The sequence below is a fragment of the Salinisphaera sp. SPP-AMP-43 genome (assembly GCF_049568105.1).
Classification (GTDB): Bacteria; Pseudomonadota; Gammaproteobacteria; order Nevskiales; family Salinisphaeraceae; genus Salinisphaera.
Map to the genome: position 1 here is coordinate 1,019,511 of NZ_CP145335.1, position 15,874 is coordinate 1,035,384.

Sequence of the window (15,874 nt, forward strand, 5' to 3'; positions counted from 1 at the left end):
CCATGCAAATCGGTTCTTTTCGCTTCGCGCCTCCTTGGTGGGGCGTGCTGATCGCAGCGGTCGGCGTCGTGATTCTATCGGCGCTGGGTCTCTGGCAGATCGAGCGCGCACATTACAAGCAAGGTCTGGTCGCCGAGCATCGCGCGGCCGAGCGCGCCGGACCACAGCAGCTGGCGCTCACACCCGAGGCGGTGCGCCAAGGGCAAGGCGCGCGGCGCGGCTATCGGTATATCGTCAGCGGCCATTACGACGCAGCCCATCAGCTGTTGTTATCCAACCAAGTGACCGGTACCCAGACGGGTTATCGGGTATGGACGCCGCTGGTTCTGGATTCCGGAGTACGGATCATGGTCGACCGCGGTTGGGTCCCCAAGACCGACGGTCGCAGCGCGCCCAAGCCCGACCCCGAGGCGCCGCGTGGCTCGGTGAGCATTCGCGGTTACTGGCGTGGTTTTCCGCAGCCGGGGCTGCGTATGGGCGACGATCAGGAATGCGATCGCAGTGGCTGGCCGCGGGCGTTCAACTATCCAACCACGGCGACGGTGCGCTGTCAGTATCGGGCGCCGGTGGCTGACGGTTTGCTGCTGCTCGATCCCAAGGCGCCGGGCGGCTTCGTGCGCGACTGGGATGAAGACACCATAGGGCTACGCCCGTGGGCGCATTATATCTATGCGTCGCAATGGTTTTTGATGGCGCTGATCGCGGTGATCATTCTGGTGGTGGTCAATACCAAACGACGGCCGTGAGCCGCGCGCCGGGGCGCAGCCGCTGGGTTTTGATCGGGTTGCTGGTGTTATTCGCGCTGCCGGTGTGGGCGGCTTGGGGGCTGTACTACGGGCTCGGCTGGCGCGGTGACGGCGCGGCCGCCGCCGGCCAGCTGGTCTCGCCGGCCGTGCCGTTGCCCGATCTGGCGCTACGCCGGCGCAACGGCCAGCCCGCCGGGTCGAGCACGTCGCGCCTGCGCGGTCGCTGGCATGTCTTGCAGATCGCGCCGCAGGGCTGTGCCACAGGCTGTCGACAGCGTTTGGCCGAAACACGACAGGCCGTGGCGTTGCTACATATCGACGCACCCCGGGTGCAGCGAATGCTCGTGATAGGCGATAATGCGCGCCCATCGAGCCTGTCGGCGCAACCGGATCTGGCGATCTACCGTATTCAAATGAAGCCCTGGCTGGCGCGGTTGCGACAGGCCGGGCTTGACGAGCCGGCGGATCGGGTCTATTTGATCGACCCCGCAGGACGCTGGATGGCCTATTACAGCGCGCCCGGGCTGGGCGATGCCCTGCATCGCGATCTCGTGCATCTGTTGTCCCGGCCGGCTGCCGGCGAATCATCGGACACCTTATGACCACTCGTTTTTATCTCAATCTGTTCGCGCTGGTGCTGACTCTGGCCGTGATCATGCTCGGCGCCTATACGCGGTTGTCCGATGCCGGTCTGGGCTGTCCGGACTGGCCCGGCTGTTATGGACAGATCGATGTACCGAGCTCGGTCGACGATGTCGCCAAGGCCGATGCCAACTTCTCGCGCCCGGTTGAGGCCGGCAAGGCGTGGAAGGAGATGATCCATCGCTATTTCGCCGGCACGCTCGGGCTGGTGATCCTGGCACTGGCGCTGCTGACGCTCAAGCGTACGAGCAATCCGTACGAGCAGCGTATCCTGCCTTGGGTGGTCGTGGCCGTGGTGGTGTTTCAAGCGCTGCTCGGTATGTGGACGGTCACGCTGCTGCTCAAGCCATTGGTGGTGACTGCCCATTTGCTCGGCGGCATGACGATTTTCGCGCTGCTCGGGCTCTGTCTGTTCCGCCAACGACCGTTGTTTTATGGCTGGGCGGCCAGCGGCCTGGCCAACCTGCGTACGCTCGCCGGTGCCGCGCTGGTGCTGTTGATCGGCCAGATCTTTCTCGGTGCCTGGACCTCGACCAACTATGCGGCCTTGGCCTGTCCGGATTTTCCGACCTGTCAGACCCAGTGGTGGCCGCCGACCGACTTCGCCAAGGCCTTTACCCTCTGGCACGGGCTGGGGATCAACTATGAATACGGCATCCTGTCGAGCGTGCCGCGCCAGACCATCCATTGGACGCATCGGTTGGGCGCCTGCGTGATCGCGATCACGATGCTCGCGCTCGCGGTGCGTCTGTTCATGGCCGCGCGCCACGACGGGCGCTGGGCCGGTCTGGCTGGCGTTCTGATTGCAGTGGTGGCCCTACAGATCACGCTCGGGATCTCGACCGTGGTGTTTCATCTACCGCTGCCGATCGCCGTGGCTCACAACGGCGGGGCGGCCCTGTTATTATTGACCCTTGTTGCCATCAATCACGCTGTCTGGAGTGCGCGCCATCATGTCTAGCTCGTCGTCCTCCGCTGCCTACCGGCCGACTCTGTCGCAGCGGCTGACCGACTACTACGAGCTGTGCAAGCCGCGCGTGGTGCTGCTGATCGTGTTTACGGCGATGGTCGGCATGTTTCTGGCGACCCCGGGCATGGTGCCGATCGATGCCCTGGTCTTCGGTACGCTCGGCATCGGTTTGATGGCGGCTTCGGCAGCCGCGGTCAACCAAATGATCGATGTGCAGGCCGACTCGCGGATGAAGCGGACCCGTAAGCGGCCGCTGGTCACCGGCCATTTGGATACCCGTCGGGCGGCGATCTTTGCCTTTGCCATCGGTGTGGCCGGCATGGTTATCCTGCTGACGTTGGTCAACGCGCTGACCGCCTGGATGACTCTGTTCGCACTGGTTGGCTATGCCGGCATTTATACGATGTATCTCAAGCGGGCGACGCCGCAGAACATCGTGATCGGCGGGGCAGCCGGGGCTGCGCCACCGACTCTCGGCTGGGCAGCGGTTACTGACTCGGTCACCGCGAACTCGTTGATCCTATTCTTGATCATCTTCATCTGGACACCGCCGCATTTCTGGGCGCTGGCGATCGACCGGGCCAAGGAATATGCCGAGGTTGATATTCCGATGCTGCCGGTCACCCACGGCATTGAGCATACCCGCACCCAGATCCTGATCTATACGGTGATTCTGTTCGCCGTGTCGCTGCTGCCGTTTGCGACCGGCATGAGCGGTTGGCTGTATCTGGTGAGTGCGGTGGTACTGTCCGGCTGGTTTTTGGTCTATGCCGTACGCCTGAAATGGTGGCCGAAGCCCGGCCTGGGCATGAAGACCTTCGGTTACTCGATCGTCTATCTGATGGCGCTGTTCACGGCGCTGCTGATCGACCACTACATCCCGGCGATTACCGGCTAATAGGCAGTCTTTTGGAGTTGGCCCGCTCGAGGCCGGTCGGCTTAGCCGGTCTGGCGTTCGACGAGCCGGTCGAAGGCCGCCAGTACTTCGGTTACACGCTGCTCGGCAGTCGAACCTTGGTCCAGCTTGGCCTCGGCCATGACCGCGATGCCGCTGGCGCCGGGCAATGGCCCGCCGGCTTCGATCAGATCGCGCATCCGTGGCACGAAGATGAACTGCAGCCACTGGGTGAATTCCAGCGTATCGGCACAGAACGGTGTACGGCTGGCCATGGCGGCCGGGGGTGGGGTTTCGGCATGCCAGAGCCCGCCGCCGCGCATGGCCTGTTCCATGGCCAGCACGCAGTCGGCAGCTTGGGAGAGGGCGTTCGAGTCGCTGTTCGGCGTCATGGTCTCAATCGGTCGCGAAAATTCTAAAACGGCCACCACCAATGGCCGGGGTGTTCGAGCTCCGAGCGGCAGCTGCTCAGTTGGCGGCCATAGCGACCGGCACGGTTCTGGACCCGCCGCGCGGTTTTCATCAGCCACGGCTTGCGGCGATAGGCACCGCTGCGATAACCGCCCTGGCCGACATAGTAGGCCAGATACTGGCTATAGGCATCGGCTTTGGAAATACCCAGAATGCGATGGCTCTGGTCGACATACCAGCCAACGAAGTCGGTGGCATCGCCGAAGTCGTCGCGATCGGCGAATGGGTGGCCGGTCTTGGACTTGTAGTGATCCCAGGTCGAATCCAGGGCCTGGGTATAACCGTAGGCCGAACTGATATGCGTCCAGGGGATAATCCAGAACAAATGATTGCGCGGCGGTTTGGCGTCCCCGATGTACTGCGATTCTTGGTAGATGATCGACATCTGGACCGGGATCGGCGCGCCCCAGCGCTGGTCGGCGGCCTTGGCGTCGTCGTACCAGCCGCCTTTTTCGCGGAAGATGCTACAGAGATTGGAGGGATTGCTCGGTGGCGCAGTTACGCAGCCGGTAAGCAACACGGCCGGCAGACACAGCAGGATCAGGATACGCATGCCGCGGAGCCTAGCAGAGCTGGCTTAGGCACGGTATGCACAACGCGCTACAATAGGTCGCTTGGCGCTGTTGCGCCGCGTCATATATTTTAAAGTTATATAAAAATACAAAAACAAAGGTTTTAATTCGTAGGCGGTCGCGCTAGCCTCTGCCTCCGCCTCGGGTACGCACGAACCCCCATGGTCATGAAAGCAGTAACCATCGACGAACACAGCAGCCCATTGGATGCGCAGCAGGCCGCGCAGCTGACGACGCTGATCCAGAGTCTGAACCCAACCCAGGCCACCTGGATCAGCGGCTACTTGGCCGGGCTGAACGCCCAGGCCGCGGTTGGCGAAGTCGCCCAGCCGGCAGCCGCGCCGGCTGCAAGCGCTGCGGCCAGCGCGCCGCTGACGGTGCTCTACGGCTCCCAAACTGGGAACGCCGAAGATATCGCCGAACAGCTGGTCGCGCGTGCCGAAGCCCAGGGCCTAACGGCTCGGGCGATCGATATGCTCGATTACAAGCCGCGCGATCTTAAAAAAGAACAGAATCTCGTGATCTGTGTCTCAACCCACGGCGAGGGCGATCCGCCCGACAATGCCGAAGAGTTGCACGAGTTCGTGTTCGGCAAGAAAGCCCCCAAGCTGGAAGGGCTGAATTTCTCGGTGCTGGCTTTCGGCGATTCGAGCTACGAGCATTTCTGCCAGACCGGCCGGGATTTCGATGCCCAGCTCGAGAAGCTGGGTGCGAACCGGATCGTCGACCGGGTGGATCTGGACGTCGATTTCGACGATGCCGCCGAAGCCTGGATCGGTGACGTCGTCGCCAAGTTCAAGGCAGAGGCCGGCAGTGGCGAGGCCGAGCATGCCAACGTCACGCCAATGCCCGGGGCTGCCGGCCAGGCTGATACCGGGGGCCAGGCGCCGACCCGCAAGAACCCCTATCAGGCCGAGCTGCTGACCAACGTGGTCTTGAATGGCCGCGGCTCGGACAAGGAAGTCCACCATATCGAGCTCGACACCGAGGATTCGGGGTTGGTCTGGGAGCCCGGCGACTCGCTGGGGATCATTCCTGCCAACGACCCGCAGGTGGTCAAAGAATTGATCGCTGCGCTCGGCGCGCGCGCAGAGGATGAAGTCACCGGCCTCGACGGCGAGGTGTCGCTGTCGCATGCGTTGACCCATCAGTACGAGATCACCACGCTGACCCGGCCGTTCATCGAGAAATACGCCGAGCGTGCGGGCAGCGAGCAACTCAACGCACTGCTCGCCGAAGACCGCCGCGAGCAGCTGGCCGAATATATCGACGGCCGCTTCATCATCGATCTGGTCGAGGACTACCCGGTCGCCGACATGACCGGGGCAGATTTCGTGCGCCTGCTGCGCAAACTACCGCCGCGGCTGTACTCGATCGCCTCCAGCCATGCGGCCAACCCAGATGAAGTGCATCTGACCGTGGCCGCGGTCCGCTACCAGACCCATGGCCGCGATCGGCACGGCGTGGCCTCGATCCAGCTGGCCGATCGCAGCGAGGATTCGTCGGTTGCGGTCTATATCGACCACAACAAGAACTTCAAGCTACCGGCCGACGACGCGCCCATCATCATGGTCGGGCCAGGCACCGGTATCGCCCCGTTTCGGGCCTTTATGGAAGAGCGTGAGGAACGCGAGGCCAGCGGCCGCAACTGGGTGTTTTTCGGCGCCCAGCATTTCCGGACCGACTTCTACTATCAGACCGACTGGCTGCGCTGGCGCGAGGCCGGGCTACTGACCCGCATGGACGTTGCTTTTTCCCGCGATCAGGCTGAAAAAGTCTATGTGCAGGATAAGATCCGCGCGGCCGGGGCCGAATTGTTTAACTGGATCGAATCCGGTGCCAGCCTGTATGTCTGTGGCGATGCCAATGCCATGGCCGCAGATGTCCACGACGCGTTGCTGGCGATCATCGGCGAGCACGGCGGTCTGGATGCCGAAGGCGCGGCCGGTTATCTCAAGAATCTGCAGAAAGAAAAGCGCTACCAGCGCGACGTTTACTAGCTTCGACTCGTAACTCTTTCTGTATTGCCAAGGCCATGGCCGCCGTGGGCGGCCGGTCGACCCATCAGCGAGTGACCGCTATGAGCGACACCAAGAATTTGTCTCCCGTCGAACACATCAAGCTGGCCAGCAACTATCTGCGCGGTACTATCGCCGAGGGTCTGGCCGACGAATTATCGGCCTCGATCGCCGAGGACGATACCCAGCTGACCAAGTTCTACGGCTTCTATCAGCAGGACGATCGCGACGTCCGCGCCGAGCGCAAGGCTGCCAAGCTGGAGCCGCACTATCAGTTCATGCTGCGCCTGCGTCTGCCGGCCGGGGTCGTGACCGGCGAGCAGTATCTGGCGATCGACGAACTCGCGCATAAATATGCCAACGGGACGCTGCGGCTGACGACCCGCCAGACCTTCCAGTATCACCATGTCTCGAAGTGGCAGCTGCGGCCGTTGCTGCAGGATGCATACAAGATCGGCGTGGACGCCCGCGGCGCCTGCGGCGACGTCAACCGCAACGTAATGGCCGCGGCCAATCCCGAGCGCTCAGCCGTGCATGCGGCGGTTCACGATTGGTCGGACAAGATCTCCGAGCACCTGGCCTGGAAATCGCGTGCCTACGAAGAGATCTTTCTCGAGCAGAAATCGAGCGGCGAGCCCGATCATGAACCGCTGTACGGCAAGTCTTACTTGCCGCGCAAGTTCAAGATCGCGATCGCGGTGCCGCCGGAAAACGATGTCGACGTATTCGCCAACGATATTGGCCTGATCGCGATCGTCGACAACGGCGAGCTGGTCGGCTTCAACGTCGCCATCGGCGGTGGCATGGGCACGACCCATGGCGAGCCGGCAACCTATCCGCGGCTCGGTACGGTGATCGGTTTCGCCGATCTCGACAACGTGCTGGCCACGGTCGAAACCCTGGTCACCATCCAGCGCGACTACGGCGATCGCGAAAACCGCAAGCATGCGCGGTTCAAGTACACGATCGACGATAACGGCCTCGATTTCATCCACGCCCAGCTCGCCGAGCGGGCCGATATCGAACTCGAGCCGGCCCGTGATTATCACTTCGACCGCAATGGCGATCCGCTGGGCTGGCATCAGTCCGACGACGGCCATTGGCAGCTTACGCTGTTCATCGAGAACGGCCGTATCGCCGACTTCGACGACAACGGTCTGGCCCATTACGGCCAGTATCGCGGCCGGCCGGGCTACAAGCTGATGACAGGGCTGCGGGAACTGGCCAAGATCCACAAGGGCACGATCCGCCTGACCGGCAACCACAACGTGATCATCGCCGGCGTGGCCGAGGCCGATAAGCCGGCCATCGAAGAGTTGGTTGAGCACTACGCCCTGGATGATGGCCGGGCCTACTCGCCGGTCCGGCATGCCGCGATGTCTTGCGTGGCGTTCCCGACCTGCGGCCTGGCGATGGCCGAATCCGAGCGCTATCTACCGGATCTGGTAGCCAAGATCGAAGGCGTGATGGTGGATGCCGGGATCGGGGACGAGCCGGTCGTGATCCGCATGACCGGTTGCCCGAACGGCTGTGCGCGGCCGTTTCTGGCCGAGATTGGCTTCGTTGGCAAAGCACCCGGCAAGTACAATATGTACCTGGGCGCGGCGTTCGACGGTTCACGTTTGAATAAGCTTTATCGGGAGAATATCGGCGAAGACGAAATACTCGCCGAGCTGACCCCGATGATCGAGCGCTTCTCGGCCGAGCGGGAAGACGGCGAGCATTTCGGTGATTTCGTCGTCCGTACCGGCATCATTGCCGAAACCACCGAGGGCCGTTACTTCCATGACAAGACCGGACCTGCTGAGGCGGCATGATCGCCGAATGAAATGGCGACGAGCGGCCGGCGCGATTGCGCTGGCGCTCGTCGCGCCGGCGACGACGCTGGCTGCCGATGACGTAGCCCGCCCGTCCGCTATGACTGCCGAACAGACCGGGGGGCCGACCACGGCATCCGAGTCGGCGGATATCGAGCGCAGCCAGTCCGAGCTCATTCACCGATTGGTCGCACTGACCGATTCACCCCAGATGCGGGCGGTGTTTTCAGAGCAGCTCGTCGATCGAGTTTCCAGCGCGATCTCGATGTTCGGGCCGACCCTGAACGAGCGTACCTTGAACATCGTCCAACAACAGACCCGGACCGTGGTCGCCGAGCATATCGCCGACGGTGATGCCCTGTATTCGGTGCTGGCGCCGATCTATCAGAAGCATTTCAACCTGGTCGAACTCAACCAGTTGGTCACGTTCTACCAGTCACCCCTCGGCCAGAAGCTGGTCCGCGTCTCGCCGGAGTTGCTCACCGAAACCCTGGATCTTGGTTCGCAGTGGGGGCTGTCATTGGTGCCGGAGATCGTCGACCGGGTGCAGGCCCGGCTCGATCAGCACAGCGGGGCGGCAACCGATACCGCGCCTTGAGCCTCTGGCCGCGCCGGGTCGGCGATCAGCTCTGATGGGCGCTGGCGGTGTATTGTTCGGGGGTAGTGATCTGGCTGTTCCAGTGGCCGACTCCAAGAAAAATGACCCGCAGCTGTTTTTCAGCGCGCAGCATCAAGGCATCGTCTTCGGCGTTGTCCGGGGCCACATCCAGGATGCGCTCGGCCAGGGCGATCACCGTATTGACCACCAGCTCGGCGATCATGCGCAGATCGGGCATGTCGATATGCGAGAACTCGCGAAACTGCGATAAATCTCGCGCGAGCTCGACGATCAGGGTGGTGATATGCCCATGAATAGCGCTGCGCATCGCCGTGCTGCCGGCATAGCGTTCCTTGATCAGGAACTGAAACAACAGCCGGTGGTCTCTAACGTGATGAGCGAACAGTCGTATCGAATATCGCGTCAGCCCCTTAAGCGGCATGGACGGCAGATCGGCGTTGTGTAGCAGGCCGCGCAGTTCGGTGAACGTACCCTCGACCAGCGCGATGCCGAGATCGTCCATATCCTGGAAATGGCGGTAGAACGCGGTCGGCACCACGCCCGCCTGGCGGGCGATTCGGCGCAGCGACAAGGCCGAGAAATTGGCTTCGCTGGCCACCAGTTCCAAGGCGGCCTGCATCAACGCAGCCCGAGCCTCGCCGCGCCGCGGCGGGTTACGTGGCGACTGGTCCGTACGTGGTATGGAGCGGGTCATGCGCGTGGTTTTAACAAATTTATCGACAAATCCCCAGCAAGAATCTATGGGAACCGACGTCATTGTGCGTCGCACCATGGCTGCGGACAAGTCGTCGCCGCAGGCGGCGCTGTTCTTGTCGTCACGCAACAAAGGTTCTAATCTTTTCGGATCGCGGGCCAGCGTGGATGAACGATGCTCAAGCTGCTTGAAACCCTCAAGGATTCGACCGAGTCAGCGATCGACTCGGCGGTCGTGCGCATGGAAAACTGCCATCGCCTGATCGGCGGGTATCTATCGCGTCGGCGCCGTCGGGATCGATGCCTGCCCACGGTGGTCGGGGCGGATCCGCGCGGGCCGGCCCGGTCGATCTACGATGTACTGCGAGGCGTCAACCGCGAGATCGGTGAGTTCGGCACCGATATGTTCGAGATCATCGACGATGCCCGGGCACGTCACCAGGCCGAGCGCTCGCGCTAAGGCCTATTGATAGTGCGTACGCGCCCATGCCACGCCCTGTCGTGTGCTCAGACCCAGGATAGCGAACGTAGCCGGGTGGTGCTACGCGAGCCTGCGCCAGATGGCGCCACGCCGGCGCCTGTCCTTGCGCATGGAGCGGTCCATACACAATCGACCCTAGATGCCCTGTGGCGCGAGCCGTCGGCAGGGGGACGCCATGACGCCGTTCCCCGCGCCTTACGGGCTTTGCTGGGCACACGCGGCGCTCGGATGACACCGCCACCGGCGCTAGGGCGATCGAGCCGGGATCGATCCGGTGGGGTGGCGTGTCGAAGCATGGCCGGCGCGGCACCAGCCGGCGGTCGCGTACGCCGCAATCATCGGGCCGGATCGCAGCGCCCGATGCCCGCCGCCCGTTCCTGCGGGCTGAGATCGGTGATGTCCTGTGCGGGCCACCGGGTTGGCCTGTGGCAAGCGTCCCAGGGCTGCCGGCGGTATTCGCAGGGGCCGCACGACCGTTCCGGGCGGGTACAACAGGTTCATCGGCCCCCGGGGCAGATGATGAATTCCCGATTCGGACCGAGCGTTCGCCAGCGCTCGGGACAGGTCGTAAACTAGCGGCCGTCGAGTCAGACGACACGCCTCGATCGGAACCGTGTTCATGCGTCACTTCTCATCTTGCGGAGCATCACAGCGGGTTGGCCTGCTCACGTTGGGACTGCTGGTCACATTGGTCGTGTGGATGGTCGCAACGGCCGCTGCAGCCCAGACCGCGACACCGGCCAAGGATTATCAGAAAGAGATTTCTCGCTTCGAGGAGCAGATCAAGTCTCTGAAAGCCGATCAGGGGCTGTCCGATAGCGTGCGCGAGCATGCGCTCGAGACCTACAAGCAGGCGTTGTCGGCGGCACAATCCGCCCAGTCCAGCCACGAACAGGCTGAAAAGCTGCGTAAGGAGGCTGTCGAGGCGCCCAAGCAGATCGAGCAGGTTCAGAGCGAGTTGGCCGATCTCAGCCAGCCGACCTCGCTGGAAGACCTCACCAGTCTGTCCTTGAATGAACTGTCGACTCGCGCAGACAAGCTGCAGAGCCAGTTGTCGGATGCCCAGGCCCAGCTCTCCGATCTGCGCGATCAACTGACCCAGGCTGCCCAGCGCCCGGATGAAGCGCGCCAAGCGCTGGCGGATACGCGCAGTCAGCTACAGTCGCTGGTCAGCGAAAACGCGACCGATCTGGCCGAGCCGCAGGGCCTGCGTGCACAGGCCAAGAATGCGCTCAACACGGCGCGACGGGATGCGCTCAATGCCAAGATCGAGCGTCTCCAACAGGAGCTGTCGGGGCTGGATAGCCACGAACGGTTGCTGGAGGCCCGGCGCTCCTTGGCCGAGGCTCGGGTCGCACGCCTGAACGAGTCGGTCGCGCGCATTCAGACCGCGTTGAGCCGTAAACAACAGGCCTCAGCGCAGTCGTTGAAGAATGCCAGCGAGCAAAAGCTGGATGAATTGCGAACATCGCTGGGCCCGATCAGCGAGGCCGCGCAGCGCAACGTCGAGCTCACCCACGACCTGGCCGAACTCAGCCAGAATACCCAACAGCTTGGTCAACAGCAGTCCGAACAGCGCGCGCAGGTCGATAATCTCGAGCGTCGATTGAATCTGGTGCAGCGCCAGCTCGAGATCGGGGGCGGTTCGGTGGCGCTCGGCGATGTACTGCGCAACCAGCGCCGACGGCTGGCCAATCCGGTGCTGCCGTTCTTGTCGAGCTCGAGCTCGAATGGCGGGCCGGACATTTCCTCGGCAGAACTCAAACGTTTCCAACTCCAGCAGGACCGCGCCGAACTCGACAACCCACGGGCGATGGCCCAACAAATCGCCGACAAGGCCGGTGTCGAGCTCAGCCCCGGCCAGCGTGAATCGCTGGTCAATCTGTTCGAGCAGCGCCGTTCGATCGTCTCGATGCTGATCGACGCCGAAGGGCGCTATATCGATCTCGGGCGAGATCTGCGCAGCTTGTCGAAGCAGTACGACAATACTCTGTCGTCGTTCAATCGTCTGTTGGATGAACGCCTGTTCTGGCTGCCTTCGTTTCGGCCGATTCATCTCGACTGGCCGGGGCGCGTTGCCGGCGACCTGCCATGGATTCTCAATCCCAAAAGCTGGCAGCAAACGGTGTCGTCGTTCGTGGCCGGTATCGTGGCCAAACCGCTATGGGCCGCGGTGGGTACGCTGTTCCTGGGCGTATTGATCGCGCTGCGCCGGCCGATGCGTCATCGCATGCGCAAGCTCGGCGAGCCGGTAGGCAATGTCAGCCACGACACTATCTGGCTGACCCTGCGCACGGCATTGATCACCGTGATGCTGTCGTTGCCGAGTATTTTGATTCCGTTGCTGGTGGGCTATCTGACCCGCAGTGCGCCGAATGCCTCGAAGTTCACCCAGGCAGCGGCGGCCGGTGTGTTTCAACTCGGGCTGCTGTGGTTGTTCATCGAGCCGTTCGCCAACGTCTGTCGGGCCCACGGACTGGCCCATCACCATTTCCAATGGCCAGACAGCGCCCGCATCGGCCTGCACCGCAATCTGCGTTGGCTGTTGGCGGCACTGGTCATGCCGGTGCTGGTGATCGGTCTGACCGAAGCATTCGACGACGATGCCAAGCGCGAGACGATCGGTCGGGCAGCGTTCATGATCGGAGAACTGTCGATCGCGGTCGTGGCCTGGCGCATTCTGCATCCGATCCGCGGGGCGTTGGCCGACGTCATGACCCCCGAGGACAGTACGCACTGGCGGCTGGGGTATCTCTGGCTGCCGATCGCGGTCGCTATACCGCTGGCGTTGTCGGTGCTGGCCGGATTGGGCTATTACTACACAGCGTTGCAGCTGCAGAGCCGGTTTTTTTATTCGGCCGCGGCGCTAGGGGCCTCGGTGGTCATCTACAGTCTGATCGTGCGCTGGCTGACCGTTGCCGAGCGGCGTTTGGCACTGGCGCGTGCCCTGCGCAAGCGTGAAGAAGCTCGCGAGGCCCGGGCCTCGCGCGAAGCGGCCGCGGCCTCGGGGGATAGTGCGCCGGATACGCTCGAGGGCCTAGAGATTGATCTGGTCCAGATCAGCGAGCAGACCCGCGGTCTGATCAAGGTGGTGATCACATTGATGATCGCGGCCGGCCTGTGGTTGGTCTGGTCGGGTACGCTGCCGGCACTCCAGCTGCTGGATAACGTCGAACTCTGGCAATACGCCTCCCAAGTCAACGGCGAGACCCAGATCACCAATGTCACGCTGGGAGCGTTGCTGTTGGCGGTCGCGGTCGGCGTGGTCACGGCGTTGGCTGGGCGCAACCTGCCGGGCTTTCTCGAGATCACCGTGCTCCGGCGGTTTTCCATGGACTCGGGCAGCCGCTATGCCATGGCCACGCTGTTCCAGTATGCGATCGTGATCTTCGGGCTGCTGGTCGCGGTCAATCTGATCGGGCTGCATTGGTCCTCGATTCAGTGGTTGATCGCAGCGGTCGGCGTGGGTCTCGGTTTCGGTTTGCAGGAGATCTTTGCCAATTTCGTATCGGGTCTGGTGATTCTATTCGAACGCCCGGTACGGGTTGGCGACACCGTCACGGTCGGCACGCTGACCGGCACGGTCTCGCGTATTCGTATTCGTGCGACTACGGTCACCGATTGGGATAACAAAGAGGTGGTGATTCCCAACAAGACCTTCATCACCGAGACCGTGATCAACTGGACGCTGACCGACGACATCACCCGATTGATCGTTCGAGTCGGGGTGGCCTTCGATTCGGACGCCGACTTGGTCGAAAAGCTGATCTACCAGGCGATTCAGTCTGAGCCGGTCGCACTGGATAACCCGGCGCCATCGGTGTTCATGGTCGGCTACGGCGAAAGCGCGATCCTGTTCGAGGCGCGCGTGTTCTATCACGATCTCTACAACCTGCTGCCATTGCAGCATGCGCTGTATCGTCGAATCCATGATTCATTCCGCGATAACGGGGTCGAAATCGTATTCCCGCAGCAGGATCTGCATATTCGCTCGATCGACGACAACGTGAAGCGCCATTTCGGCGAAGAGCGCAAGCCGGCGCGTCGGATTGGTCGTTTCAAACGCAGTCGGGACGCCGGTGAAGGAGATGCCTCAGACGGCGGCGGTTTGCCGGAGGCATGAGTCAGCTAAAACGGCAGGGACCGCGATACAAGCGCTGCCAGCATGCTCTGGCTTGAAGCCTGTCGGCAATGCCTGTGGACGTCGGTCTGTGAGCCAGATACGGCGAGTATGGCCATAGAGCGCGCCGCCGGTAAGCGACAACCCCGGACCGTAGGCCAGTTCGTCCTCGTTTTGAAAAAGCGGGCCGAAATCGCGTCTGGGGCGTGGTTGATCTTGATCGGGGACGGCTCGGATAGCGGTTCGGGCCCTGCATATTACGAGTGGGGGCGCGGCGACGCTCGGTAAAACCGCGATGCGCCCGGGTTGTTCGGCTTTGGCCTGAAACGCCGCGGATACGCCTGTATTGCTTTTGGGCAGCGAGGGCGGTGTTTGGAGCGAGCGGCGTAGGAGCGTATTGAGGTTTCGTGAGCGTCGCGTTGCCGTCCTCAACTCGTGGTTGATAAGGCGCAAGCCGCCGGTTCTGGGCGTGCCCTGATCAAGGCGCGTTACGTGGCCCGGTAGCGACTGGGGCGCAATCCTTCGAAAAAACGGCTTGCACGAAACCTCAACACGCCTTGGCGTAGGGTCGTCCGGGCATGATTCGGCAACTCGCGCTCGGCGGGTATGTGCTTTGGGTAAGCCGGTGGCGCGGCCTGGGGGCGGGCCGCCTGTGGGATTCGAGGTACAGGCCCGATCAGGCAGGTCTGGCCCATATCCAAAAGATAGGGCGATGGCGGATCAAAAACGTCGATACCTGCCCGGCCAGCCCTGGCTTGGGGCAAGTATCGTTGTCGAGATGCTATAAGTCAGGTTGCGATGCTACTTAGGCGGCGGCCATCGCGTTGCGCAGTTTCTTGATCGCCGCGACTTCGAGCTGGCGAATACGCTCGGCCGAGACCTCGTATTTATCACCCAGTTCCTGCAAGCCGATCTTGCCTTCCTCACGCAGCCAGCGGGATTCGAGAATATCGCGGCTGCGTTCGTCGAGATGGGCCATTGCGCGTTCGAGATTGGCGTGCTGATAGGTCTGCCAATTATCGTTTTCGATATCGGAGGCCGGATCATCGCCGTCGTCGGAGGACAGATAGTCCTCGGGCGCGTAGGCGGTTTCTTCACCCGCGGCCGGCAAGGCATTGAACGACTGATCGCCGCCGGACAGGCGCCGCTCCATCTGCAGCACGGTCTCGGGTTTGACGCCGAGATCACCGGCCACGGCTTCGACTTCGTCGTGGTTCATCCATCCGAGCCGTTTCTTCGAACTGCGTAGGTTGAAGAACAGTTTGCGTTGGGCCTTGGTGGTCGCCACCTTGACGATGCGCCAGTTACGCAGGATGTATTCGTGGATTTCGGCGCGAATCCAGTGCACAGCGAACGAAATCAAACGTACGCCCACGTCGGGATCGAAGCGCTTGACGGCCTTCATCAGGCCGATATTGCCTTCCTGGACCAGGTCGGCCAGCGGCAGGCCATAGCCCGAATAGCCGCGTGCGACATGCACCACGAAACGCAGGTTGGACAGAATCAGCTTCTGGGCCGCCTGGATATCGCCTTCGTCGCGCAATTTGCGGGCAAGCTTCTGCTCGTCGTCCTGCTCGAGTACCGGAATGCTCGATACTGCCTGTAGATACGATTCGATGCTCGCCGACGACAAGGTCGGCAGGTTCATCTTCGCAGGGGACAGGGAAACATCGTTGGCCATGTGTCAGCCTCCTTGGGCTAATGCCATATAGCCCCTATTTTAGCAAACTAGGGGCTGACCAGTAGCTCAGAGAATTCTATTGTTCAGACCACGAACCATGCCTTGGGTTCCCGGCAATAGCGATGGGCATTTGTTCGGAGTCGCGCCAG

At 62.3% G+C, this 15,874-nt stretch carries 13 protein-coding genes; 9 read left to right on the forward strand and 4 right to left on the reverse strand.

The genetic code is table 11. The features are described from left to right. Positions 1-2: 2 nt before the first annotated feature. From V5738_RS04385 to cyoE, 4 genes are read left to right on the forward strand one after another with little or no spacing between them, the layout of a single operon-like run. Complete coding sequence (locus V5738_RS04385; protein WP_423823187.1) at positions 3-746, forward strand: SURF1 family protein; 744 nt, start codon at positions 3-5, stop codon at positions 744-746. Continuing rightward, complete coding sequence (locus V5738_RS04390; protein ID WP_423823188.1) at positions 743-1,348, forward strand: hypothetical protein; 606 nt, start codon at positions 743-745, stop codon at positions 1,346-1,348. The genes V5738_RS04385 and V5738_RS04390 overlap by 4 nt, the downstream gene beginning before the upstream one ends. Then, positions 1,345-2,349 (forward strand): COX15/CtaA family protein, encoded by a 1,005-nt coding sequence (locus V5738_RS04395; protein ID WP_423823189.1) that lies wholly within the window; start codon positions 1,345-1,347, stop codon positions 2,347-2,349. The genes V5738_RS04390 and V5738_RS04395 overlap by 4 nt, the downstream gene beginning before the upstream one ends. Next, positions 2,330-3,256, forward strand: a complete 927-nt coding sequence (gene cyoE / locus V5738_RS04400) for a heme o synthase (protein WP_423823190.1) — start codon at positions 2,330-2,332, stop codon at positions 3,254-3,256. The genes V5738_RS04395 and cyoE overlap by 20 nt, the downstream gene beginning before the upstream one ends. 41 nt (positions 3,257-3,297) lie before the next feature. Here the strand turns inward: cyoE and V5738_RS04405 are convergent, their stop codons facing one another. Next, positions 3,298-3,645, reverse strand: coding sequence for a YqcC family protein (locus tag V5738_RS04405; RefSeq protein WP_423823191.1), 348 nt, complete (start codon positions 3,643-3,645; stop codon positions 3,298-3,300). A gap of 23 nt (positions 3,646-3,668) precedes the next feature. Then, a complete protein-coding gene (locus tag V5738_RS04410) occupies positions 3,669-4,277 on the reverse strand; it encodes a hypothetical protein (protein WP_423823192.1) in 609 nt (202 codons plus the stop codon). A gap of 186 nt (positions 4,278-4,463) precedes the next feature. Between V5738_RS04410 and V5738_RS04415 the strand changes: the two genes are divergently transcribed. From V5738_RS04415 to V5738_RS04425, 3 genes are all read left to right on the forward strand, one after another. After that, positions 4,464-6,296, forward strand: coding sequence for an assimilatory sulfite reductase (NADPH) flavoprotein subunit (locus V5738_RS04415; protein ID WP_423823193.1), 1,833 nt, complete (start codon positions 4,464-4,466; stop codon positions 6,294-6,296). Between the two features lie 80 nt (positions 6,297-6,376). After that, the gene (gene cysI, locus V5738_RS04420) at positions 6,377-8,131 is read left to right on the forward strand and encodes an assimilatory sulfite reductase (NADPH) hemoprotein subunit (RefSeq protein WP_423823195.1); all 1,755 of its coding nucleotides are present in this window, start codon (positions 6,377-6,379) and stop codon (positions 8,129-8,131) included. 7 nt (positions 8,132-8,138) lie between these two features. Beyond that, positions 8,139-8,729 (forward strand): DUF2059 domain-containing protein, encoded by a 591-nt coding sequence (locus tag V5738_RS04425; RefSeq protein WP_423823196.1) that lies wholly within the window; start codon positions 8,139-8,141, stop codon positions 8,727-8,729. A 25-nt stretch (positions 8,730-8,754) separates the two neighbouring features. On the opposite strand, the gene V5738_RS04430 is transcribed toward V5738_RS04425, so the two are convergent. Next, a complete protein-coding gene (locus tag V5738_RS04430; RefSeq protein WP_423823197.1) occupies positions 8,755-9,444 on the reverse strand; it encodes a TetR family transcriptional regulator in 690 nt (229 codons plus the stop codon). Between the two features lie 174 nt (positions 9,445-9,618). Here V5738_RS04430 and V5738_RS04435 point away from each other — a divergent pair, with 174 nt between their 5' ends. Together V5738_RS04435 and V5738_RS04440 are read left to right on the forward strand one after the other, a co-directional pair. Next, positions 9,619-9,903 (forward strand): hypothetical protein, encoded by a 285-nt coding sequence (locus V5738_RS04435; RefSeq protein ID WP_423823198.1) that lies wholly within the window; start codon positions 9,619-9,621, stop codon positions 9,901-9,903. A gap of 640 nt (positions 9,904-10,543) precedes the next feature. Further along, positions 10,544-14,047, forward strand: coding sequence for a mechanosensitive ion channel domain-containing protein (locus V5738_RS04440; RefSeq protein WP_423823199.1), 3,504 nt, complete (start codon positions 10,544-10,546; stop codon positions 14,045-14,047). Positions 14,048-14,849: 802 nt separating this feature from the next. On the opposite strand, the gene rpoH is transcribed toward V5738_RS04440, so the two are convergent. Next, positions 14,850-15,725 carry an RNA polymerase sigma factor RpoH gene (rpoH, locus tag V5738_RS04445; RefSeq protein ID WP_423823200.1) on the reverse strand — a complete coding sequence of 292 codons (876 nt, stop codon included), beginning with the start codon at positions 15,723-15,725 and terminating at the stop codon, positions 14,850-14,852. Positions 15,726-15,874 lie beyond the last annotated feature (149 nt).